We start from the raw sequence: 23,785 nt of genomic DNA on the forward strand, positions 1-23,785 counted from the left end.
TTGCAAAAATGTTAATAGGATTTTCACCATGGAGACACCGCAAACCATGAATTACTCTACACTAGAAATAAAATACGAAGGGTTTGTCGCACACATTGTGCTTAATCGACCCGAGGCGATGAACAGCATGAACCCTGCGTTTTGGACAGAGCTTCCCGCTGCGGTTCGAGCAATTGATGATGAAGCAAAAGCACGAGTCATTATTATATCTTCAACGGGCAAACACTTTTCTGCCGGTATGGACCTTGCGGTATTTCTTAACATGAAAGAAGACTTCAAAGGCGATCCATCGCGCCGAGCTGAGCGAATGAGAAGAACGGTAAAAATGTTGCAAGATAGCTTTACCGCTATTGAAGAGGTACGTATGCCCGTTATCGGCGCTGTGCAAGGTGGAGCAATTGGTGGCGCAGTAGATTTACTAAGTGCCTGTGACATGCGCTATTGCACTCAAGATGCTTTTTTCTCAATTAAAGAAACCCAGATTGGTATGACTGCCGATGTGGGCACCTTACAGCGCCTGCCTAAGTTGATACCGATTGGTATGGTGAAAGAGCTTGCCTACACAGGGCGTAATTTTGCGGCTCAAGAAGCTCAGCAGCTTGGTTTTATCAATGAAATATTCGATGACCACGAGCAAATGCTTAGCGCGGTAACCAAAGTTGCGCAACAAATTGCCGCTAACTCTCCGCTTGCTGTGTCTGGCACAAAAACTATGATCAACTATGCCACAGAGCATACGGTGTCGGAGAGTTTAGATTATATGGCCACCTGGCAAGCGGGCATGTTTCATATGGAAGATGTGTTCACTGCCATGGAAGCTCAAAAAAAACAGCAGCAACCAGAATTTCCGCCGCTACACAGCGCTGTTAAAAAACTAGCTCAGTAAAAACTAGCCCAGTAAAAACGAGCGCAATAAAACAAATGAAATTGTAGCGTCGACAGGCACAAATAATTATTAGTTCACATATGTCATGTAATAAATGGCATAAGACAAAACTTTAGGAATGAGCAATGAATCAGACCGTTACCGATCACACTGTGTATCCTCATCTATTTCGTCCTCTCGATTTAGGATTCACCCAATTAAAGAACCGCGTGATTATGGGCTCAATGCATACTGGCCTAGAAGAGCTGCCCGATGGGCACAAGCGTATGGCTGCATTTTACAGCGAGCGCGCCCGTGGTGGAGTAGGGCTTATTGTTACTGGCGGTATTGGCCCAAATGAAGAGGGCTCAACACACCCGTCTACGGTTCGCCTTGATACCGATGAGGCAGTAAAAAATCACAAGGAAGTGACAGATGCTGTTCATATAGCAGGTGGTAAAATTTGTATGCAAATATTGCATACTGGCCGCTACGCCTATGGCCCCAAATTAGTAGCACCCTCGGCGGTGCAGGCGCCTATTAATCCCTACAAGCCGAAAGCGCTTGAGCCTGACGAAATAGAAAAACAAATAAACGATTTTATCACTACAGCAACTCAAGCTCAGCGCGCTGGCTACGATGGTGTTGAGATAATGGGCTCTGAAGGATATTTTTTAAACCAGTTTATTGCTCGTAGAACAAATCACCGCGACGATGAATGGGGCGGAGAGTATGAAAATCGTATTCGCTTGCCAATTGAAGTAGTTCGCCGCGTGCGAGAAGCCGTAGGCGAAAACTTTATTATTATTTATCGTCTTTCGATGTTGGATTTAGTTGAAGGCGGCTCTACTTACGACGAAGTTGTTAAGCTCGGCAAAGAAATAGAAAAAGCCGGTGCCACCATAATTAACACAGGAATAGGTTGGCATGAAGCGCGAATACCGACTATCGCCACTAAGGTTCCTCGAGCTGCCTTTACGTGGGTTTCCGCCAAGTTTCGCGCGGCGTTATCTATCCCAATTATCACTTCAAACCGCATTAACACTCCCGAAGTGGCTGAAAGCGTGTTAGCTCGCGGTGATGCAGATATGGTGTCGATGGCTCGTCCATTCTTGGCCGATCCTGATTTTGTACGCAAAGCTCAGCAAAATAAAGCTGATGAAATTAATACTTGTATTGGTTGTAACCAAGCCTGCTTAGACCATGTGTTTAGTGGCAAGATGACAAGTTGCTTAGTTAACCCTAGGGCATGTCACGAACTTGAATTGAACATCAAGCCTGCAGAAAAGAAAAAGCGTGTTGCTGTGGTAGGCGCTGGTCCTGCTGGACTAGCTGCTGCGGTAACGTCGGCTCAGCGCGGCCACGACGTGGTTATTTACGACTCAGCCAGTGAAATTGGCGGTCAGTTTAATATTGCAAAACAAATTCCTGGAAAAGAAGAGTTTTATGAGACATTGCGTTACTTCGCTCGTCAAATAGAACTGCACGATAATATTACCTTAACACTCAATACCCGCGTAGATGCCTCGGTTCTAAACGATGAAGGTTTTGACGAGGTGTTAGTAGCAACGGGTATAAAGCCTAGAATGCCTGATATCCCGGGTATTGATAACAAAAAAGTACTTTCTTACATCGACGTGTTAAAAGATAAAAAACCGGTAGGGAATAAAGTTGCTATTATCGGCGCGGGTGGCATTGGCTTCGATACTGCTGAGTACCTCTCACACGGAAAAGAAACACCGAGTCTGGATATTCCTGCATTTATGAAAGAGTGGGGCATTGATATGACCATGACCGCTCGTGCCGGTATTGAAGGTATGAAACCACAGCCAGAACCATCGCCGAGAGAGATATTTTTGTTGCAGCGCAAATCTTCGAAAGTGGGGCGTGGTCTAGGCAAAACTACCGGCTGGGCACATCGTGTGGGACTGCTGGCAAAAGGGGTAACTATGATACCTGGCGTTACCTACGATAAAATTGATGACGAAGGGCTTCATATTACGGTAGATGGCAATCAGCAAGTGCTGCCAGTAGACAATATCATTATATGCGCGGGTCAAGAGCCTTTGCGAGATATCGTAGAGGGACTCTCTATGCCATATCACTTGGTAGGTGGAGCAGACGAAGCCCTAGAGCTAGACGCAAAACGCGCAATCGATCAGGGAACGCGAATTTGTGCTGAAGTGTAGCTTTTGAAGCGTACACAAAAGGAGCCGAAAGGCTCCTTTTGTAATTGAGGTGTTAATAGGCAAAAGGCATCCAATCTTTCCAAACCGCATCTAGCCCTTGCGCGGCTATCGATTTAATCACCTCATTCACCGGTCTGTTATCATCAATATCAAATTGACTCAGTGCTTCGGAGGGCTCACTGTAGCCACCGGGCTGCGTTTGCGAAGCCGCCGACATACTGGTGACGCCCAAAGACAATGCTCCGTCTCTAAACCGCGCAGACTCCCGTGTTGAGAGTGACAGCTCAGCCTGTGGATTAAACAAACGATGTGCACAGATTAGTTGCAGTAGCTGCCGTTCGTCAGGAATTGCGTAGTGCTGTTGACCTGCGCCTCCCTCACAGCGTCTAAGGCGAGGAAATGAAATAGAGACACGACTACGCCAATAGGTCTGCTGTAAAAGCTGGCCGTGAAGGGCGGTCATTACGCTGTCAACTCGCCAGTCGCCAAGACCAAGTAAAGCGCCTATACCTATTTTATCTATTCCCGCGCGGCCAATGCGCTCGGTGGTTTCTAACCGCCACAAGAAATCTTGTTTTTTTCCTTGCTGATGATATTTGGCATAGTGCTGAGGTGAATAAGTTTCCTGATACACCAGTACGCTGTCTAAACCGAGGTCCTTGAGCTTGCGGTAGTCATTTTCTTTAAGCGGCTGCACTTCCATCATGAGGTAGCTAATTTGGTGACGTATAGCGCGAAGAATGTCTTCAAAATAGCGAATACCTACCTTTGTTTCGTGCTCTCCGGTAACTAACAAAACATGGTCGAACCCCATAGCTTTTATAGCATTTATTTCGTTTTGTGTTTCTTCAACGGTGAGCGTGGTGCGCTTAATTTTATTACTCATGGTGAAACCACAGTAAGTGCATTCATTAGCACACAGATTAGATAAATACAGCGGCACAAATAAGTTCATGGTGTTACCGAAACGATGACGTGTAAGCTGCTGCGATTGGGCCGCCATTTCCTCTAAGTATTGGGTTGCTGCAGGAGATACTAGCGCCATAAAGTCATCAATAGTTTTACTCTCTGCGGCCAACGCTACTTCTACATCTGCAGCGGTTTTACTATTGATTGACAGTGCAATGTGCGACAGGTCTTGCTGTAATAACTGCTCAGTAACACGCATTTAGCTCTCCAAAAATGATGTTAGAGGGCTGGTTGCAGCGCCAATATAGTGCGATTTACCCAGACCCGCTTCAAAAGCTTTTCGTCCGGTTTTTACTGCACAGGCAAAGGCCTCTGCCATCGCGACTGGGTTGCGGGCAGTGGCGATAGCCGTATTCACAAGTACCGCATCGACGCCAAGTTCCATTGCCGCCATGGCGTCACTTGGTCTACCGATACCGGCATCCACGATAACTGGCACGTTTGCTTGCTCAACAATAATGCGAATAAAGGGCTTAGTTTGTAATCCTTTATTGCTGCCTATTGGCGCACCTAGAGGCATAACCGCAGCACAACCGGCCTCTTCTAACCGTTTACATAATACTGGGTCTGCACCGCAGTAAGGTAAAACGTAAAAGCCTTTTTTTACCAAGATTTCAGCAGCTTTTAGGGTTTCAATAGGATCGGGAAGCAGGTAACGCTGGTCGGGGTGGATCTCCAACTTTATCCACTGCGAGCCGGTGGCTTCAAAGGCAAGCTCTGCGGCAAATACGGCTTCTTCTGCAGTTTTGGCTCCTGATGTATTGGGAAGTAGTGTCACACCCAACTTTTTTAAGTGAGTTAGCGTGTCGTCACTTTGAGTAGCTGTTATAACCCGTTTCATGGCAAGAGTAACTAAGTCACTGCCGGCAGCATGAATGGCATCGCGCATTGTGGTAGCGCTATTAAACTTGCCGGTGCCTGTTAACAAGCGGGATGAAAAATGATGATTTGCAAGTCTCAACATGGTTAGCCTCCTGCTACTAATGTAAATATATCAATTTGATCACCGTCTTTTAGGTGGGTGTTTGACCACTGACATCGGCTTACTATGGATTGATTGTAGGCAATGGCAGTTCCCTCTTGGCGTAATGCATCACGCATTACCAGCTCTAATAGTGTAATAGGGCTTAAATACGTCTTGTTCTCGCCGTTCACAACAAGCTCTATTCTTAGCCTGCTATTTTCTTTGCTGATATGAGAGTCGCTGGTGTGATTCATTGGCATACCTCACAATTGGGTAACGGGGGTAAGTGGAATGAATTAGTGGTGCCATTGATGGCATTACCGACGATATATTCTCCCCACTGTATTTTGGTTAAATGCCTTTTTGCTAAAAAAAGTAAAGCTTGCGTTGCCTGATGACAGGCGGCCATACCAACAACGGGCCCCAAAATACCGTGGCTTGAGCAGCTCTCATCTACTTTTATTTGCGATACAAGACAGTGATAGCACCCGCAAGATGTCTCGCTATTACCGCATGGCAAATTTACAGACTGCCATGAAAGGCCGCTTGCGGCGGTGATAAATAATGGTATTTGAGCCTTCACACACGCTCGATTGATTTCCATTCTGGTACTTATGCTATCTGTACAGTCGATAACACAGGTTGCTGCAGAGACAATGTCGGGTAGGTTAGTTTCATCAGCAAATTGACTTTTAATCGCAAGGTTGACTGCGGGGTTTACTTTGTTTAGCTCGCAATGCAATGCCCATGTTTTTAAATCACCTAAATATGTTTCATTAAAAGACGCTTGGCGGTGTAGGTTACTTATATCCACCACATCACCATCGACCAAAGTAAGGCTGCCTGCGCCAGCGCCTACACCAGCACCTACTAAAAAGCGAGCGACTAAACTGCCGAGTCCCCCAAGACCAATAACTACAGCATGAGCGTTGAAAAGGTTTTGCTGCCCATGCTCATCAATTTCTTCTAGCAAAAGCTGTCGACTGTAACGTCGAATATCATCCTTATTAAGCATAACCAGCCTCTGTATTGAGTGCACTGTAAGCGTGAATTGGGTTGGTTGCTTTAGTAATAGCGCTCACCACCGCAATATGGGTTACCCCTGTATTCGCTGCAGCCTTACACCGTGATATATCAATGCCGCCAATAGCAACGGTGGGGGTGTCTGCGCACAATTGAACATATTGTTTCAACCGCGCTAACCCTTGAGGTTTTGAAGGCATCGTTTTGGTTTGAGTGGCAAAAATATGACCTAGCGCAATATAAGAAGGAGACAGGGCTTTTACTCTTTGAAGTTCGGCATAGCCATGGGTCGACACTCCTAATCGCAATCCTGCGTGACGAATTGCTTTAATATCCGCATCAAACAGGTCTTCTTGCCCCAAGTGCACGCCAAACGCACCGTGCTCAATAGCGAGTTCCCAGTGATCATTGATAAAAAGCTGACAAGACGTGCCCCTGGTTAAGGCTACGGCTTTTTTTATTTCTTCAGATATCCATGCTTGCCCTGAATCTTTTTTATCTGACTTTATTCGCAGCTGAATAATATTCACGCCAGTAGGCAACAGCCTTTCTATCCAGTCAGCGCTATCCACAACAGGGTAAATCCCTCTTTTAAGTGCAATGGGCACAAATGGCTCAAATGGAGAACTATGCTGATGACTTATTTCTCTCTCACCGTTCGCAGAGGTTTTAAACACACTATTTTTAAAGCACACCGCAGGGAATATGTCGGGGTTTGTAGGGAAGCCTACCGCTTTAGGATGGTGAAACTTATCCCGTTGTGATGTCGATACGTTTCGTACCTTTCTCACATAAGCATTGGCGAGGGTAAGCGCATCATTAACACAATAGTCCTTGGCATAAAAACCAGCAATGGCAGAGGCCAACAGGCAGCCTGTACCTCTAAGCTCTCCTGCATCGCACCGTGGCTGTGAAAACGAAACGTCTTCGGTCTGGGTAAAATACATATCTGTGGCATCACATTGCCAATCGGCATGACCCGCTTTTACAAAGACGCCTTTTAGTAAAGTTGCTTTTTCGGCCCCAGGGTGTTCTGCAAGGTTGGAAGTTGCAAGCAAGGTTTTGGCGGCTTTTTTAGCATCATGGTGAGAACTTATGGTGCTTTGGTTACGAAAATACTCGCTGAGTGCTGCAAGCTCGCTAACGTTAGGCGTTACAATATCTGCCACATTGAGAAGTTGCACTATGGCTTCTTTGCTGAGCCTGCTGATGGTGCTCCCGGATGAAGTTTGCAACACTGGGTCCCAGATTATAAAGGGGCGAGGCCCAGCCAATAACTCAATGCGGGCGCAAAGTGAAAATGCTTGTTCGTCGTTGGCAACAGCGCCTATTTTTATGCAGTGGGGCAACCCCTCACTTGCTAAAGCTTGCCATTGCTCGTTAATCACAGAGGGCGCCATAGGCGTTTGCGCCAGCATCTTGCTGTTCGATTGTGCGGTTACCTGAGTGACTATTACACAGCCGCGCACGCCCAAGTCACAGAGCGTAGCGAGGTCGCGGGTTACACCCGCACCTCCGCTAGAGTCTGTGCCGCCTACACACCATACAGTCGGTGCGTATAATGGCGAGTTTGATGTCGAGTTAAATAAGGTCGATTCAGTCATTTAAAGGCCTACGGATTTGTCGGCACCGTGGTAAAGCTCTGCACCACTTTCGTTAAATGCTTTAGCCATATCTTTCATGCCTTCTTTTTGCGCTTCAAGTGTTTCCTTTTTGGCGACCTCTCGCACTTCCTGTGATATTTTCATGCTGCAAAATTTAGGGCCACACATAGAGCAAAAATGCGCTACCTTGCCAGATGCCTGTGGTAACGTTTCATCGTGATAGGCTCTGGCAGTGTGCGGATCGAGGGCAAGATTAAATTGATCTTCCCATCTGAATTCGAAGCGCGCTTTCGACATGGCATTGTCTCGAATTTGAGCACCAGGATGACCTTTCGCTAAATCTGCAGCGTGAGCGGCAATTTTATAGGTGATAAGCCCCTGCTTTACGTCTTCTTTATTGGGCAGCCCTAGGTGTTCTTTGGGGGTGACATAGCAGAGCATGGCACAGCCATACCAGCCAATCATTGCAGCACCTATGCCAGAGGTAATGTGGTCGTAACCTGGCGCTATGTCGGTAGTAAGCGGGCCTAGCGTATAAAAGGGGGCTTCATGGCAATGCGTGAGCTGCTCTTCCATATTGGCTTTAATCATGTGCATTGGCACGTGCCCTGGGCCTTCTATCATTACCTGTACGTCGTATTCCCACGCAATTTTTGTCAACTCGCCTAGGGTGTGCAGCTCGGCAAATTGCGCCTCATCATTGGCATCGGCAACACTCCCAGGCCTAAGGCCATCGCCAAGAGAAAGCGACACATCGTATTGGGCGCAAATCTCGCAGATCTCCTGAAAGTGTTCATATAAAAAGCTTTCTTGATGGTGACTTAAACACCATTTAGCCATAATAGAGCCGCCGCGAGACACAATGCCGGTAACTCGTTTTGCCGTCATCGGCACATATTCAAGCAGTACGCCGGCGTGAATAGTGAAGTAGTCTACGCCTTGCTCAGCCTGCTCAATAAGCGTGTCTTTAAATACCTCCCAAGTAAGTGCTTCTGCTACACCATTTACCTTCTCCAAAGCCTGATAAATTGGTACCGTGCCGAGAGGAACCGGACTGTTGCGAAGCAACCATTCTCTCGTTTCGTGAATGTTTCTACCTGTTGATAAATCCATAATGGTATCTGCGCCCCATCGGGTAGACCAAACCAACTTTTCGACCTCTTCTTCAATAGACGAAGTCACCGCAGAATTGCCGATGTTGGCGTTTATTTTAACTAAAAAATTGCGGCCAATAATCATGGGCTCCAGCTCTGGGTGATTAATATTGCACGGTATAATTGCCCGTCCAGCCGCCACTTCCTGGCGCACAAATTCCGGTGTTATTACTTCGGGTAGGCTTGCTCCAAAGCTTTCGCCTTGGTGTTGTTGGGTTAAATCGACATGCTGAATGGACGAGCGGCCCATATTTTCTCGAATGGCTATGTATTCCATTTCTGGGGTAATGATCCCTTGCCGAGCGTAGTGAAGTTGGGTCACGTTTTTTTGTGACTTAGCCCGCCGCGGTTTTCTGCTGCGCAAAAACCTAAAGTCTTCAGCAAACACATCTGCCTCTCGCTCCTTCGCAAAAGAAGAGGTAACACCATCTAACTCTTCAGTATCGTTGCGCTGCTGTATCCATGGCGAACGCATTGGAGATAGCCCTCTTTGCACATCAATTGTTTCCAACGGATCACCGTAAGGTCCTGAAGTGTCATAAACTGGAATAGGAGGGTTTGGTTCATGCAGCGGGTTTTGCTCTGTACCGCCAATTAAACTGTCGTGCTGATGAATAAGGCGCATAGCAACTTTGATATCGTTGCTGGTTCCTAGTTCGTAATGACGAGTAGAGTTTGGGTAAGCCTCACCGGCTAATTGATTGATAAAGTGTTGCGCTTGTTGGCGCTGTTCGCGTCGTGTCGACATAGCATTTAGGCCCTTTTGAGTTGGCGTTAGGTAAAATGCTTGTCAGGAGTGAAAAGAAAAATGAAGTGCAGAGCATGATGCAAAACACGCGTGCCGATTAAGTTTAAAACTAAATGCGATTGACAGGGTAAGACATCAAACCCGTATCAATTTTATTGTGAACATTCTTTCATTAAAGTCTGTTCAAACGCAAAAAAAGTGTTAAAGCACGATACAACATTTATTCTTGTTCCCTTCGCAGGTATTAGCCTGATCAGGTTCTACGGATCCCGCTTTCGCAGTCTCAGCTTACTGGATAACCAGTGAAGCACTCCGACAAGTAACTTGCCGAATACTATATATTCATCGTGTACCGAATTACAACCTTTGTCTTTTTTTAACTGCTGGCATGGCTAAAAAAGACATTTTTTATGTTTTTACAGAGTTGCTGCATTACACTGAATCTCGTCAATTTTTCAGCGCGAATGTCAAAAAAAGGCGTGGTATGGATACTTTTATCGCAACATTACCCATCATAGTGCTAGTTTGGAGCATGACAAAAGAGCGACCATGGCCAGCTCATATAGCATTGCCATTAACGGCATTATTCATTGGCTTTCTGCAGCTATTCTACTTTCAGGGTAGAGCACCAGAATTAGCAGCAAACACAATTGCAGGTTTACTTTCAGTGTTAACACCACTGTCGATAGTAGCGGGCGCCATCCTGCTAAACAGTATACTTGTTCGTTCAGGCTCGCAGGAAAAGCTAAGACACTACTTAGAAAGTGTCAGTAGCAATAAAGTGGCGCAACTTATGATTATTGGTTGGGCATTTACTTTTATGCTTGAGGGAGCGTCTGGTTTTGGCACGCCGGCGGCCATTGCTGCGCCTATTTTGGTAGGATTGGGTTTTCCCGCTCTGCGTGTTGCACTTCTCACGCTCGTTATGAATACCATTCCAGTCTCGTTTGGTGCTGTTGGCACGCCCACTTGGTTCGGCTTTGAGGCGCTCAACTTAAGTGAGGAAACATTATTAGAAGTATCCTCTCTCACTGCTTTCATTCATTTTGTCGCAGGTTTTTTTATTCCCTTACTGGCGCTTAAATTCGTAGTGGGGTGGCGCGATATTCGGGCTAATGCAGTATTTATTTTTATCAGTGTTTTAAGTTGTACTGTGCCTTACCTTTTGTTGGCTCAAGTAAACTATGAATTCCCTGCCTTAATTGGCGGTGCAATTGGACTTTCCCTGTCGATTGCCTTTGCAAAATTTGGAGTGGGGCTTAAACGTGTAAATCATACCAGTACGAATCTGAAAAAAGAGAGCTCATTGGAAAATATTGTAGTGGGTCTATCTCCATTTATTATCATGATCGTTATTCTCGTAATAACGCGTGTGCAGCAGCTAGGGGTAAAACCGCTTTTAAATAACACCGAAGTTTGGTTTCAGCTCTTTGACATTGAAGTAAGTAAAGCCCTCATTGTTAGCTGGAATGACATTCTTGGTACTACTATCAGCTGGTCTTATAAAACCCTGTATGTTCCAGCGCTTATTCCTTTTATTGTTACCATTGTCCTGTTAATTCCTTTTTTAAAAGTGAGTTTTTTTGAGCTTCGCCAAGCAGTTTCCGAAACGGGAGAGCGCATCAAGCATCCCGCTATTGCCCTTGTTGGAGCGCTTATTATGGTTAATTTTATGATGCAAGGGGGTGAATCATCGCCCATGTTTATCATTGCTAATAACTTAGCTGACGCGACCGGAGAAAATTGGCTTTATGTAGCGTCGTTACTTGGTGCGTTAGGCTCATTTTTCTCTGGGTCTGCAACAGTTTCAAATCTTACCTTTGGTGGTATTCAATATGGTATCGCTGAACAGGCGCAACTGTCGGTCCCGCTGGTTTTGTCATTACAATCTGTTGGGGCTGCAATGGGAAATATGGTGTGTATTAATAATATTATTGCGGTCTCTGCAATTTTGGGGATAAAAAACCAGGAAGGAAAAATGATTAAGCAAACGATAAAGCCAATGCTTGTATTCGCGTTAATTGCGGGAATATTGTCTCAGGTTATGCGATAGGCTAGAGTAATTAGACGCAGCTATTTGTTTTCTCTTAGGTTTAAAAGCAATATGTCCTCTTGGGGAAGAATAGAAAAATCGAATTCACCAAGAACATTCATACCTAAAAGTCCGTCGGCATCAGGCAGCGCCTCCTCTGGAAGTACAATGGCTGAAACATCGTTAAATGTGTAACCTGCAAAGGTAAATTTTGGAATTTTTACAAGCTGAGCTTCCACACTTCCCGATGCTGTCTGAACGTTAAATATACCAATAAATGTCAGGTTTCTCATTTTGCCTAAACGGGCAAATAAGCGTGACGAAATGGCAGTCGTGCTAGCCCCAGTATCAAGGATCATCGATGCGCGTTGATTAAGTGCAATGGCTTCAACGCGATACTGATTGCCTATTCGCTCGAGCGCGACTTGAATATCGTCTGGGCTATCAGAAAAGGTGTTGGTAGTGTTTGTTTCATCATCATTAGCGTCTGTGTTTGCTGTTTGTTGTGCGTACGCCATATCGCGAATAGCCTGTGCATCGTTATCATTAAAGGGTAGGGCAGCGAGTACGTCCTCCATTAGTGTCATTTTTTCCTGATGCGCATAGGCGGTAGCCAAATTAAGCGTGAATTCCTTATTGTCTGGCTGGCGTTGAAATAGCGGCTCGTTGAGCTTGGCGACAAGCTCCCACTGCTGATTTTTTTGAAGCTGAGCTTGCGCTTGGTTGTACAGGCTTTCTACTTTGTGCTGAATTTTTTTCAAGGCACTTAGGGATAACGGCAGCTCAGCTAAATCGTAATAATTAATTAGCGCTGTAGGTAAAGGCTTCGTGCGCTCTACGAGCTCTGCTTCAAGAAGCAACAGAGGTTCGCTTAAGGGCGATAACTTTAGCTGGTTATTAATTTCTACCGCCAGCTGGCTATACTCGCCTGCCTCAAGCATTGCTGTTAACGCTTTGAGTGAGGGCGTTTGCGCATCAGCCATTAGCTCCGTGCTTTTAGGGTTATACTGGGTTGGGTTTTTATTGCAGTTTGCGCTGCCACCTTTACCAGCACCGCACACGCTATCACCCACGGAGTTTGTATTCGATTCATTGCCCGTTGATGAGCTAGTATAGCCGCTTTTAACAGAGCCGCCCTCATCATAGCTTGAAAGACGCTGCCACAAGTATATGTTTGTTACCAGCGAGGCGCTGAGTAACGCTATAACAACTACTATCAGAATGCGATTCATTCAAACTACTCAAAAACTAACTACGAATGTGTGCATATTATCGCTCGCGTTTTTCTGCAGGTAATTCAATACACGCCTCGCCATAGGCTCTTATAAATTGAGCCGGCATCCGTTTTGGCGCGCCTGTGTCTAAACTGACGCATACAAACTGGGTAAGCGCATCAAACACCGTTTTTTTGCGCTTAGAGCAAATAAATTGGAACTGTCTAGAAAGCGTAAGTTTATTATCGCATTTCACTATCCATGTGGCGCATTGTAAGGTGTCATTCAAGTGCGCAGGAAGATGATAATTCAACTCATGACGTCTAATTACCATGCCTCGATTAAGTGTTTGGTAATCTGTAAATTGAAGTCCTAACGCATTAGAGTGAGCCCATGCCAATTTCTCTAATTGTGCCAAGTAGGCCACATTATTAACGTGGTTGTAATGGTCAATATGTGTCGCATCAATATGCCAGTCTTGAATGAATGGCTTATCGTACATCCAATCAATAGCGTGTTCTTTCAAACAAAATTCCTTGTTAAACCTGTTATTGCTAATGGCCTGCCGTTTACGGCTGTAATGGCACATTGGGAAGCGGATTATCAACTGGCAGCCGAGTAGTTTCGCTCAGTAAGATTTCCATAAGTTGCGTTTCACGCTTCAATACCGGTTGAATAAAGCTTTGCACGTCACCAATGGCTTTGAAAGAGTTGAATCCTCGTTCCAAAAACTCATGCAGTGCAAGTAACCCCGCCATTTTTGCTGGGCGACGAGAAAGTGAAATAAGCATACCAATACCCCGCACTTTGATTACGTCGGCAAGCTGATCGCCTAGGTGCGATATAATATTTATCTGCTTCTCGCGATCTGCCTTTCTTCCAACATGCCGATATGCCATTGCATAGGTGTCTTTATTAATTGGCTCGTTTAGAAAATGAGCATGTAGATACTGGGCTAGCTCCATATCTAAGTCGAAAGAGAGCGCGTTTAGAGAAAGTGCATCATTCATCGCATTCATGGCTTTTTCGGGCAGTACTTTTGCCAATTTGGGTATTACGCGCACTAAATCTGCATCGCGCTGGCTAAAGTCTTTAGGCCCGTAAAGCTCCTCAACGAAAAACGCCATCGCCTTCTGGTAGCGCTTTTGCTGGGCCAAATCATCGTGGCTCACTAATAATCGCTGACACTGCCAGTCTTGGAGTTGATGCACAAGAGGCATAATATTCAGTTTGTTTGCCAAGTCACGTTGAGCATTAACGCGATGAATATGTTTAATGATGTCTTGTGCCAAGCTTTTTCACCCCATGTTTTTGATAAGTGAATCAATTCGTAAAGCTAGATTGACTCATGCGAGCCTAGCTTTCAAGTGAGAAGTCACCTCTTTGCTGATATAATCTGCGCCAAATTAATTCTGTGACGATGCTTGCGCAACACCAGGTAGGCTTGTTTTATCCAGCATACTCAGTGCGTGGCTCGCACCAACGTCGGTTAAGTATTACGAACTCAAATGGACATTAATCATCAGCACACAGATCATGGCGATGGCAGCGTTAAAGATAGCAATGAAAAAGCCAGCGTTTTAACACTGATCGCGCTATTTAATCGCACGTTTGTCGACTACAACACGCGGCTTGTTTTGGGTGACGATGAACCCATTTACTTACCGGCGAGTAAGCACTGTGATCATCATCAAATAGTTTTTGCCCACGGTTTCTTTTCTAGTGCGCTGCACGAAGTTGCTCATTGGTGTATTGCAGGAGAAAAGCGCAGGTTGATGGAAGATTATGGTTATTGGTATTGCCCAGACGGTAGAGACGAGCAGCAGCAAGCCAAGTTTGAAAAGGTAGAAATAAAGCCTCAAGCCATTGAGTGGGCATTTACCGAAGCAGCAGGGCGGCAATTTCAAGTTAGTACAGATAACCTGAATGGTGCAGAGCCAGATCGAGAAGGCTTTACAAAAAATGTTGCCGCACAGTTGGCCTATTTCCGCAAAAATGGTTTCCCTGACAGGGCACAACGTTTTATTTCGGCATTGGCAACGACATTTAATACGGTTACCGAACACGAAACTTTATCAACCAAACGCGTTGGAGATAATGCTGCATGAGTAAGCCAGTTTTTCGACTAGGAATAATTGTAAATCCGTTTGCGGGTATTGGCGGCGCACTGGCTTTGAAAGGAAGCGATGGCGCACAAATACGTGAAAAGGCCCTAGCGATGGGCGCTGAGAAAAAAGCCAATGAGAAAATGGCTAAAGCGCTCAGTATTCTAGAAGCGCTTAACGGGCAGTTTTCGGTATTCACAGCGGCCGGAGAAATGGGCGAGAGCGTGTGCGCATCTTTAGGTATTCCATGCGAGGTAATTTACCGTCCTAGCAGCCAACAAACTGAGGGAGAAGATTCAGAAAATGCAGCACGAGCGATGTGCGAGGCTAATGTAGATCTCTTACTCTTTGCCGGTGGAGATGGTACTGCGCGCAATATTTGTAGTGTTGTGGGCGATTCAATACCTGTTCTCGGTGTACCGGCAGGCTGTAAAATTCACTCGGGAGTTTACTGTGTTTCGCCTGCCGCTGCAGGTCAGGTTGTTAGCCAAATGATAGCCGGAGAGCTTGTTAGTGTAATGGATGCCGAAGTTCGTGATATCGACGAAGACGCTTTTCGTAAGGGCAAGGTGATTGCTAAACATTACGGTGAAATGCGAGTTCCGGCAGAGTTGACGTATATTCAGGCAGTAAAAATGGGCGGCAAAGAAGACGAAGCTTTGGTGCTCGATGATATTTCAGCTTATGTAGCTGAATTAATGGAAGATGAGTCAGATACGCTTTTCGTCATGGGCTCCGGCTCTACCGTTGGTGCCATTATGGAATATCTTGGCCTCGACAACACATTACTTGGTGTAGATGTAATAAAAAACGGCGAATTAGTCGCCAGCGATGTTAGTGCACCTGAATTGCTTAACATCACAAAAAATAAGCCCAGTAAAGTGGTGCTTACGGTTATCGGCGGTCAAGGGCATATACTTGGAAGAGGTAATCAACAGTTGAGCCCTGCGTTTATTCGCAAAATAGGTAAAGAAAATATGATGGTGGTGGCCACCAAACAAAAAATCCATGCGCTAGACGGCAAACCACTAAGACTTGATTCGGGCGATCCAAAGCTGGATGAAGAGCTGGCGGGGGCTTTCACTATTATCACCGGCTACAAAGACAAAGTGCTGTATAACGCCATATAACTTGCGGCTTTCAGTAAACTTAACATATTAAAAATCATGAGTACTGACTCAACAGTATGTGAAAAAAGTGAATACCAAGTGGTTTAAAAGGCCACCTTTAAAAAGAACAAAATAACGAGGAGAAAAGAGTGTTACCACCTGCTGCTGCACCACAAGACGTGGTAGAAAAAATCGCAAAAATTGAAGCGGCTTTAGACGACGTCGTTAATCACGGTGACGATGATGAATTGTTTATAGCCAGCTATTTGCAAGGCCACTTTGCAGTAGAGTCGAGACAGCTTGAAATGCAAGAGAATGCGACAATGGAACAGCTGAACGACAACATGACAGAAAGCTTAAATAGAGCCTTTTCCAACAATGAACTCGAACAAGCCGATGCGAAGTTAGTCAGTGCTTTGTGGGCTCGCCTTTTTCAACACCAATAACATTAACTCAGATTCCTCACATGACGAGTGAAATGTGCACATGAATTACCTAAGGCAATGATCTGAAAATATTTTTTTGAGCGTTCAGCTTGTGTTCAGACATAGTTCTTTATATTCTCACCGCGTTTTCATAATGCGCCGGATTGATAAAGGCGCTTAAACAAAAAAAGGATTTACTATGTTCACACATCGAGTTGGCCTATACGCCTTGGCTTTTGTTTCTTCTTCTGTTTTTACTTCTACAGCGTTCGCTCAAACCACACCAATCAATCATGAAATAAGTATCGGCTTTTCTGACGTGAGAGATGCTGACGATAACTTTATTGGTGCAGCTTACCGCTACTATTTCGACACGGTGAATATTGGTGAACAGCCTTACGCGATAAGCCCCTACCTGCAGCGTAGTAACAATGTTTCAGTAGATTACTTCGGAATAGATGACGTTGACCAAATAAACGTTAACGGCGAGTGGTTTTCTGACGATGATTTGGTTGTGAGAGGGCGATATGGCAGAACAACCGAAGATAAACGGTTTTACGATGCAACATTGCAGCGCTTTGGCGTTGATGTGTCTAGTTTTGTTAGCGCGCACTGGGAAGTAGGTGCTGGAGTAGACTTTTACGATTTGGATGAAACGGTAAGAGTTTTCGACGGTTCAAGCGACCAGCAGCGTTTTAGTGACTCAGAATTCAGCGCTAACGTGTTTGCTCGCTACACCAGCTTCGGTTTGAACCCATCTCGCTTTACCCCAGGTTGGGATATAAAGTTCAAAGGTACGCACTTTGATGATGAGCTGACCTTAGAAATCGACGCAGACTATTACTTTAAGCCCAACTGGAGCGTTGGCGTTATGGCAATACACGAAAACAACGACCGATTTGGCTCTGAAAATGTCATAGAGCTGGGCACTAACTATTGGTTCAATGCATATTCATCAATTCGTTTTGGTGCCGGTGTCGATACTGATGAAGGCACGCTGGGCTCGTTAACTCTATTGGGAACATTTAGATTTTAATCCGTTAACCCTAGCCAATATCGCATCTAATTTTTACAAGCCTTGCAAAAGCGGGGCTTTTTGTTATTAGTTGAACGTGCACCTATGAAATAAATCGCATCTCCCTAGTTTTGTGGGGCAATAGTGTAACGAAATTAATAGTGTAACGAGGTCAATAGCGTAACGAGGTCAATAGCGTAACGAGGTCAATAGCGTAACGGGAACAATAGTACAGTGAGATCAATATTCCCAACTTTTGAGTAACTAAATAATCATATATACACGGCGAGGCTTATGATAATAGCTCTAGTGAGGAGTGGTTTTAGTATCAGCACTTTTTTATGCGCCTTTGCATTAATGTACAGTGCTAGCGTTTTTGCAGATTATAAAAAGGGCTGTGACGACCCTAGGTACCATCAATTCGTTAATGAGCGGTTAGCCTATTTTGAACAACAAAATAAGCGTTTATTTGAAAGCACGTTACGAGATTATCAGCGAAGTAGCCAAGCCAATAGAAATCCATATAGAGTAATAGCGGATTTAAGCCGGCACCTTATTTATAGCGCACAATTCGACCCTATCGAAACTGTAAATGCCAAGATTGACCTTATTTTTAAACACGGCGAAAACCTCAGTAGAGATCAGCAAATAGCCGGTAATGTTTTTGACAACTTTAGTACAGAAGCCCATTTTGTAGGTGTTGCCAGAGCTTGGTTGGCGTACCGACAGGGCGATTTGGAAGCAGCTTTCGATGCGCTTTTAACGTCAATTGATGTTAGCAATTCAGCAGTTATGGGATCGTTTGGTCCTGACGTTACTTTTATTCGCCGTATATACCGAGATGGGTACACAAAGCCTGTAGTTTCCTATATCAATAAAACGAAGGAATTTTGGGTAGGTAAACGCGCAGATGCTTTGCGATTTGCGTGGCTAACAATGATAGAGCAAGGCTGTAAGATACAATTTGATTCTCTTGATACTATAAAACTGGCGGAACTTGGGCTTATTTAAGAAAGCGTGTTAACACCACCTTCGACCTCTTCTTTATAATTTGCAGGCCTGATATCAAATACTAATCAATAGCGCTCGCTGAGTCCTAGTGCCGGTTCCTCTCAGCATTTTGCGCTCATCTTTTAACTGTGGTCCATTATTTAATGATAATTGAACGTGTGCAGAATAAACAAACACACCACAGAATTGGCCTTCTCTTATGTTTTATTGTGCGCCTGCAGATATCCTAAAACCCTTGTTATGCAGCGCTTTTATTGTTGCTGGCTTTACCTAACAAATAAACACACACCAAAAGTGGCAAATTTTTGGCGATAACTTGTGCTACATAATAAACAGAATAGTTACTGGAGAATCCAGGCTCTAAAAAACTAAACAACAAAAACATTACATAGGGAGCTGCAACGAGGTAGTAATTAGTCGTTTTAAGAAACGATTTCAAAAGCCAAGCATACATGACAAAGCAGATGGCAAGTGGTATTCCGATAGTTATTAAGTCTACGACTGATAACGCAACGGTTAGAGAAAATGTGGCCATTGGGTTAAGAATTGATTCCGGTATAGCAATTGCTGCACCTAACCCGGTGACGACAATTGATAGGTAAATAAAAACTAACCCCCCGATTACCGAAAGAAGACTGTTTAGGGTTGGTTTGTATTGCTGAGTAATTTCCATTTAAAACATCCTTTAAAGTGCATGATACTAAGTTAATGTACACAAATACTGCGGAGTAATGGCGAAGTTACCCCGTGTGTATGCGTCCTTACGAACGTAAGCGGTCAAAATAGACCGCTCTTTTATTCTTAAGCTAAGCCCCTAAAATCTAATCATTGATTAATATAGGAGAAAATATCAATGACTAGACGAAGCTCTCAAGAATGGCAGCAACTTATCGATGCGCAAGAAGCCAGCGATATGACCATCGCGCAGTTTTGCCACACGCACCACATTAACCAGTCCACTTTTTATTTGCAACGCAAAAAACGTCAAGCTTTGTCGTTGCCGCAGACATCACCGCAATGGCTGCCCATTGACAGCATGACCTCACATCGGCCAGCCATGCGCCAATGGCAAATCGAGTTAACGCTACCAAACGGTGTGGTGCTGAACATGAGTAGAGATGGTTAATGCTAACAGCAAGTAGCGCTAAAATATGGTTATATCTTGGTATTGCCGATATGCGCAAGCAGTTCGACGGCTTAGCGGCGTTGGTGAACAATCAGTTGCAGATGCAAGCACAGCTCGGCGATTGGTTTGTGTTTGTGAACCGCAAACGCACCATGATAAAAGTGCTGTATTACCATCAAGGCGGTTACTGTTTATGGTCGAAAAGATTGGAGCGGGGCACCTTCGGTAAAGTGTCAGGTAATGGGCATAAAATCGCCCTGAACACCGCGCAGTTACAGTGTTTGATTGATGGTGTTTATTGGCAAAAAGGCAAACAAAACATGCGACTTAAGTAGCTGAATTTGCTATACTTAGCCGCATGAAAAGCGCTGCCGATTTGCCACAAAACACACCTCATATTCCACAAGAAGAATATGCTAATGTGTGTGCAAAACTGGCTGAGTCACAAGCACACGCCGCGCAGTTGCAACAACAAGTCGACTGGTTTAAGCGTCAGTTGTTTGGGCGTAAGTCAGAAAAGCACATAGTAGAGAATTCTGACCAAACGCAGTTGTTTGGCCAAGCGACGAATGAAGATTTACCGCCAGCACCTAAAAAAGCCGTCAAAGGCTATGCCCGCTCCACTAAACAAAAAGATGACAATAACGTCAATGATACCGGCCTTCGCTTTACTGATGACGTGCCCACAAAAGTGATTGATGTGCCTTGCCCCGAGCTTGAAGGTGAGGATGCTGATAAGTATGAAATTATTGGCACGAAAGAGACCCATCGCTTAGCGCAACTGCCAGGTAGCTACCAAGTCTTAATTTATCGCAAAAAAGTCTTTAAAAGCAAAGAAACGGGCAACATGTTGTCCCCCTCAACTCCCGATAATGTGTTAGAAGGGGCGTATGCGGATGTATCACTATTAGCGGGCCTCATGGTTGATAAAGCCGTATTCCATTTACCCCTTCACCGACAGCATTTACGTATGCTGCAATCGGGTGTGACTTTATCGCGGGCGAGCTTAATCAACTACGTCAGTCAAAGCATTGATTTAGTTATCCCTATCGCACAAGCAGTGCTGAGTAATATACTGAGTGGGGGCAACATCAGCATGGATGAAACGCCGATGAAGGCGGGTCGACAAGCCTCGACTCGCCGCAAACATAACACCATGAAACAAACCTACTTCTGGCCCATTTATGGTGAGCAAGATGAAGTGGCCTTTACCTGGTCATCTTCTCGCGGCAAACAACATGCGATTGCGCAACTCACTGGCTTTAATGGCACCTTGCTAAGCGATGGTTATGCGGTGTATAGCCAAATCATTGATACGCTAAACAGCCAAGGCCAACACATCACCCATGCAGCCTGTTGGGCGCATACGCGCCGCTACTTCGAAAAAGCATTGGATTATCATCCTAAAGAGGCACAATACGCCTTGGCTGAAATACAAAAGCTGTATAAAGTGGAAGCACACATACGAAAACACGCGCTTAATGCCGAGGATACCGTGCAATATCGCCTCAAACACAGCGAGCCTGTCATCAATGCTCTGTTTCATTGGCTATACGAGCAACGCCAACGCCCAGAATTATTACCTAAAGATCCGTTAAGCAAAGCCTTAGCTTATGCCTATGACCGTCATCATGAGTTAAAGACTTACCTGACGCACGCACAAGTGAATATCGACACTAATCATTTAGAAAGGGCCTTACGCGTTATCCCTATGGGTAAGAAGAACCATTTGTTCTGCTGGAGTGAGTTGGGCGCAAAACAGCTTGGTGCCTTGCATACACTCACCGTGACCTGCAAATTACACAACATCAATCCATACCACTACCTAGTCGATGTACTGCAACGCGTATCGCAACATCCAGCCAAAGACATCATCGACTTAACCCCTAGACGCTGGAAAGCACTGTTCGCTGATAAACGCCTGCGCTCAGACATAGAAAAGTGAAGACGCTATGACCGAAAAAGAAACGAAAACGACCATCGATATTAGCCAACTCACTCTCGACCAATTGTATATACTCAATGAAGCGGTCGTTAACCGCATTGATGAATTACGAGCAAAACAAGATAGAGAAGCGCTTGCTAAACTGCGCCCAGGCATGAAAGTGCAGTATGCTCATGATGGCAAAACTATCACCGGCACGTTACTTAAGAAAAATAGAAAAACGGTGCTCATTGCTAACAACAATGGCAAGACGCATCACAAGGTGCCGGCTGGCATAGTAACTGCGGTTAGCGTTGCTAAACTCGATCTTAGTCAGGCGGTCAAGAACGGTCTAAAATGATCGGTTACTTACGAACGCAGTAAGCGCGTTGATTGGCCTGTTAGCCACGCATTGCTTACGAAGTGCTTTTTTGAAACTTACGGATAGTTCTGACCACATTAATAATGGGCAATGTCGAGAAGAGAACAAAAATAGCTAGGAACAGCAATAGGTTTAAAAAAGCTAAATAAGCGAACACCCCAACTAAAATTTTTACTACACCAGATAATAAAAAGCAATTGCCTACGTATTTGCAGAAAGCAGGTAGTTCGGCAATTTTAGAAAAGTCGATGCCGTTAAGTACATCTGCTTTTTGCTTGAAGCTAAGCAGATAACCAATGATTAAATATATAAAGCCGCTTAAGCAGGATATAAAAAGAATTAGAGAACCTGTTTCCATAAAAAATCCTTCTTAGTGGCCAACCTTCCAATAACGGGCAATTGCTTGCTGCAGAAAATGGCGAAGCAGCCCGCGTTTATGCGTTCCAGCCCGCGCAGCGGGCGAACTTAAATTTTCTGTTTTGTGCCATCATGCCCCGCACCTGATAGTGAGCTCTCCCAAGACACAATTGCAGCGAAGATGTTTGATAGCGCAACTGCAAAAAGGCCTAAAACAATAATAATAAAACCGGCTTTAATTGCACCAAGACCAACACTATAAACTTCTGTACTGTCGCTTACTGGTGGTGTTGGAAATAAATAATTGAAGAGCGTAGCAGCAAATAATGCTGTTGCTAGACAAATTAATACAACTCCGAAATACGTAAGCATACGAGCAATAAATAACAATAGTCCTAGATTTCTAGGCTTTATATTTGGGAAAGGTTTTAAATTCATAATAATTCCTTTTATTGATGTATGGACGTTTTGAGCTGGAATGTCACGTTTGAACCCACACTTTAATGCTGCAAGTAAATGACGCCTAACGTCCCGGTAAGGTCCACAAGGCTTATTTGCGAAAATGTGAAACGAGTAGGTGAGTATGTGTCCTAACGACCAAAGGGAGTAATCTTGTCCGGTTTGTTATGTTGGTGCCAAAAAGACAACTGCATTCCCTATAATTATAATTTGTTCAGTAGCTTTTAATCCTTCATCAGGATCTTCTTTAAAAATAGCTGCCAATCTGTCCTTGAATAATTCCATGCTTTCAAATCCACTTTTCTTATATTGACGGGCAAATGATAAGCAGTCTTCACTTCTTTGATATTCTGAATCTAAGCATGATTGGGCTTGAATAGCCAAAGCATTAATTTTTGAAAGAACCATGGCATCTGTTGGTTTATCGGGCAAACTCACACAGGCACTATTACTTAACCCTACCATTAATACGATTAATTTAAGATACGATTTGTTCAAATCTACTCCTAAGAATATGATGCCAACGGCAAGCGCGACGCTTCTTGAGGTCACCTTGACTGTTTTTTATGTGTATTAGAGCTCGTAATTAAGCTCATAAGAATGGTTTCCACCATCTTGGATGATTTTCATTGAACCAGTAATATTTACTAACTCACCATCTCCGGAGCCATCAAGTATTACAACATCCAACGATTGTGACTCTTTACTCATAGATCCTTTGTGGACTATCGTAAACGCTCCAACTGTTCCGTGAACTGTACCAGTGAACTCTTCAATAGCGTAATAAACTGCGGAACCAGTGTCAGTCCTTTTACTAATCATTTGCCCCACACCCGAACCAACAAGATCTCCGCTGTAAGTTTTGTTAATAATCATTCTTCCTGCTGGTGAATTTTCATCCTTTTGAGGTTCGAGATTAACTTCAAATTGTCCTTTAGCGAGCATTATTTTCTCCTGTCTAATTGTGTTAGCTGAAAACGAAGGGTTGGCAATGCTAACCAGTAAAATTATTAAAGTGGTATAGATGATTTTTTTCATGAGATTCTACTCAATAATGGCGCACATAAAACTTTAAGCTAAGGGGCGCTAGCGCGTGGGCTAAAATACCGT

General features: G+C 44.5%; 26 protein-coding genes and 1 riboswitch. Of the genes, 12 read left to right on the plus strand and 14 right to left on the minus strand.

Features of this window, described 5'->3' with window-relative positions:
- Positions 1-46: 46 nt before the first annotated feature.
- Positions 47-886 carry a crotonase/enoyl-CoA hydratase family protein gene (locus tag CW735_RS07155; RefSeq protein WP_071981294.1) on the plus strand — a complete coding sequence of 280 codons (840 nt, stop codon included), beginning with the start codon at positions 47-49 and terminating at the stop codon, positions 884-886.
- A gap of 125 nt (positions 887-1,011) precedes the next feature.
- A complete protein-coding gene (locus CW735_RS07160) occupies positions 1,012-3,054 on the plus strand; it encodes an NADPH-dependent 2,4-dienoyl-CoA reductase (protein WP_071980038.1) in 2,043 nt (680 codons plus the stop codon).
- A gap of 52 nt (positions 3,055-3,106) precedes the next feature.
- Here the strand turns inward: CW735_RS07160 and thiH are convergent, their stop codons facing one another.
- Genes thiH through thiC form a run of 6 tightly spaced genes read right to left on the minus strand, consistent with a single transcriptional unit; the run spans position 3,107 to position 9,516 of the window.
- On the minus strand, positions 3,107-4,222 hold the full coding sequence (gene thiH, locus CW735_RS07165) for a 2-iminoacetate synthase ThiH (RefSeq protein WP_100971454.1): 1,116 nt from the start codon (positions 4,220-4,222) through the stop codon (positions 3,107-3,109).
- Positions 4,223-4,987: a thiazole synthase gene (locus CW735_RS07170; RefSeq protein ID WP_071980036.1), complete on the minus strand. Its 765-nt coding sequence runs from the start codon at positions 4,985-4,987 to the stop codon at positions 4,223-4,225.
- A gap of 2 nt (positions 4,988-4,989) precedes the next feature.
- Positions 4,990-5,241, minus strand: a complete 252-nt coding sequence (gene thiS, locus CW735_RS07175) for a sulfur carrier protein ThiS (protein ID WP_071980035.1) — start codon at positions 5,239-5,241, stop codon at positions 4,990-4,992.
- A complete protein-coding gene (locus CW735_RS07180; RefSeq protein ID WP_100971456.1) occupies positions 5,238-6,002 on the minus strand; it encodes a HesA/MoeB/ThiF family protein in 765 nt (254 codons plus the stop codon). Before CW735_RS07180 ends, thiS begins: the two co-directional genes overlap by 4 nt.
- On the minus strand, positions 5,995-7,614 hold the full coding sequence (gene thiE, locus CW735_RS07185) for a thiamine phosphate synthase (RefSeq protein WP_071980033.1): 1,620 nt from the start codon (positions 7,612-7,614) through the stop codon (positions 5,995-5,997). The genes CW735_RS07180 and thiE overlap by 8 nt, the downstream gene beginning before the upstream one ends.
- Entirely contained in the window at positions 7,615-9,516 is a 1,902-nt protein-coding gene (gene thiC / locus CW735_RS07190; RefSeq protein WP_071980032.1) for a phosphomethylpyrimidine synthase ThiC, read from the minus strand.
- A gap of 213 nt (positions 9,517-9,729) precedes the next feature.
- Positions 9,730-9,841: riboswitch (TPP riboswitch) on the minus strand.
- Positions 9,842-10,000: 159 nt separating this feature from the next.
- Between thiC and CW735_RS07195 the strand changes: the two genes are divergently transcribed.
- Entirely contained in the window at positions 10,001-11,569 is a 1,569-nt protein-coding gene (locus tag CW735_RS07195; protein WP_071981293.1) for an L-lactate permease, read from the plus strand.
- Between the two features lie 20 nt (positions 11,570-11,589).
- On the opposite strand, the gene CW735_RS07200 is transcribed toward CW735_RS07195, so the two are convergent.
- From CW735_RS07200 to CW735_RS07210, 3 genes are all read right to left on the minus strand, one after another.
- The gene (locus CW735_RS07200) at positions 11,590-12,780 is read right to left on the minus strand and encodes a retropepsin-like aspartic protease family protein (protein WP_071980031.1); all 1,191 of its coding nucleotides are present in this window, start codon (positions 12,778-12,780) and stop codon (positions 11,590-11,592) included.
- Between the two features lie 37 nt (positions 12,781-12,817).
- Entirely contained in the window at positions 12,818-13,264 is a 447-nt protein-coding gene (locus CW735_RS07205) for an acyl-CoA thioesterase (protein ID WP_071981292.1), read from the minus strand.
- Between the two features lie 67 nt (positions 13,265-13,331).
- Positions 13,332-14,054 carry an FFLEELY motif protein gene (locus tag CW735_RS07210; protein ID WP_071980030.1) on the minus strand — a complete coding sequence of 241 codons (723 nt, stop codon included), beginning with the start codon at positions 14,052-14,054 and terminating at the stop codon, positions 13,332-13,334.
- A 216-nt stretch (positions 14,055-14,270) separates the two neighbouring features.
- On the opposite strand from CW735_RS07210, the gene CW735_RS07215 reads away from it, so the two are divergent.
- The 5 genes from CW735_RS07215 (at position 14,271) to CW735_RS07235 (ending at position 18,427) form a co-directional block, all read left to right on the plus strand.
- On the plus strand, positions 14,271-14,870 hold the full coding sequence (locus CW735_RS07215) for an elongation factor P hydroxylase (RefSeq protein ID WP_083595276.1): 600 nt from the start codon (positions 14,271-14,273) through the stop codon (positions 14,868-14,870).
- The gene (locus tag CW735_RS07220; protein WP_071980029.1) at positions 14,867-15,997 is read left to right on the plus strand and encodes an ATP-NAD kinase family protein; all 1,131 of its coding nucleotides are present in this window, start codon (positions 14,867-14,869) and stop codon (positions 15,995-15,997) included. The genes CW735_RS07215 and CW735_RS07220 overlap by 4 nt, the downstream gene beginning before the upstream one ends.
- Before the next feature lie 128 nt (positions 15,998-16,125).
- Positions 16,126-16,422, plus strand: a complete 297-nt coding sequence (locus tag CW735_RS07225; protein WP_071980028.1) for a YfcL family protein — start codon at positions 16,126-16,128, stop codon at positions 16,420-16,422.
- Positions 16,423-16,600: 178 nt separating this feature from the next.
- Positions 16,601-17,437, plus strand: coding sequence for a hypothetical protein (locus tag CW735_RS07230; RefSeq protein ID WP_071980027.1), 837 nt, complete (start codon positions 16,601-16,603; stop codon positions 17,435-17,437).
- Positions 17,438-17,710: 273 nt separating this feature from the next.
- A complete protein-coding gene (locus CW735_RS07235; protein WP_071980026.1) occupies positions 17,711-18,427 on the plus strand; it encodes a hypothetical protein in 717 nt (238 codons plus the stop codon).
- 238 nt (positions 18,428-18,665) lie between these two features.
- On the opposite strand, the gene CW735_RS07240 is transcribed toward CW735_RS07235, so the two are convergent.
- Positions 18,666-19,100: a hypothetical protein gene (locus CW735_RS07240; protein WP_071980025.1), complete on the minus strand. Its 435-nt coding sequence runs from the start codon at positions 19,098-19,100 to the stop codon at positions 18,666-18,668.
- 180 nt (positions 19,101-19,280) lie between these two features.
- Between CW735_RS07240 and tnpA the strand changes: the two genes are divergently transcribed.
- The 4 genes from tnpA to CW735_RS07260 are packed head-to-tail and all read left to right on the plus strand — an operon-like array spanning position 19,281 to position 21,838.
- Positions 19,281-19,553: an IS66 family insertion sequence element accessory protein TnpA gene (gene tnpA / locus CW735_RS07245; protein ID WP_100970758.1), complete on the plus strand. Its 273-nt coding sequence runs from the start codon at positions 19,281-19,283 to the stop codon at positions 19,551-19,553.
- Positions 19,553-19,888: an IS66 family insertion sequence element accessory protein TnpB gene (gene tnpB, locus CW735_RS07250; RefSeq protein ID WP_100970759.1), complete on the plus strand. Its 336-nt coding sequence runs from the start codon at positions 19,553-19,555 to the stop codon at positions 19,886-19,888. Before tnpA ends, tnpB begins: the two co-directional genes overlap by 1 nt.
- 23 nt (positions 19,889-19,911) lie before the next feature.
- The gene (gene tnpC / locus CW735_RS07255) at positions 19,912-21,498 is read left to right on the plus strand and encodes an IS66 family transposase (protein WP_198520977.1); all 1,587 of its coding nucleotides are present in this window, start codon (positions 19,912-19,914) and stop codon (positions 21,496-21,498) included.
- Between the two features lie 7 nt (positions 21,499-21,505).
- A complete protein-coding gene (locus CW735_RS07260) occupies positions 21,506-21,838 on the plus strand; it encodes a hypothetical protein (protein WP_100970760.1) in 333 nt (110 codons plus the stop codon).
- A gap of 55 nt (positions 21,839-21,893) precedes the next feature.
- Here the strand turns inward: CW735_RS07260 and CW735_RS07265 are convergent, their stop codons facing one another.
- From CW735_RS07265 to CW735_RS07280, 4 genes are all read right to left on the minus strand, one after another.
- Complete coding sequence (locus CW735_RS07265; RefSeq protein ID WP_071980024.1) at positions 21,894-22,217, minus strand: hypothetical protein; 324 nt, start codon at positions 22,215-22,217, stop codon at positions 21,894-21,896.
- A 107-nt stretch (positions 22,218-22,324) separates the two neighbouring features.
- Positions 22,325-22,654, minus strand: coding sequence for a hypothetical protein (locus tag CW735_RS07270; protein ID WP_100971458.1), 330 nt, complete (start codon positions 22,652-22,654; stop codon positions 22,325-22,327).
- Between the two features lie 186 nt (positions 22,655-22,840).
- Positions 22,841-23,173: a hypothetical protein gene (locus CW735_RS07275; protein WP_157812654.1), complete on the minus strand. Its 333-nt coding sequence runs from the start codon at positions 23,171-23,173 to the stop codon at positions 22,841-22,843.
- A gap of 75 nt (positions 23,174-23,248) precedes the next feature.
- Positions 23,249-23,713 carry a DUF3224 domain-containing protein gene (locus tag CW735_RS07280; RefSeq protein WP_232368387.1) on the minus strand — a complete coding sequence of 155 codons (465 nt, stop codon included), beginning with the start codon at positions 23,711-23,713 and terminating at the stop codon, positions 23,249-23,251.
- Positions 23,714-23,785 lie beyond the last annotated feature (72 nt).

The sequence above is a fragment of the Alteromonas sp. MB-3u-76 genome, assembly GCF_002831605.1.
Taxonomy (GTDB): Bacteria; Pseudomonadota; Gammaproteobacteria; order Enterobacterales; family Alteromonadaceae; genus Alteromonas; species Alteromonas hispanica.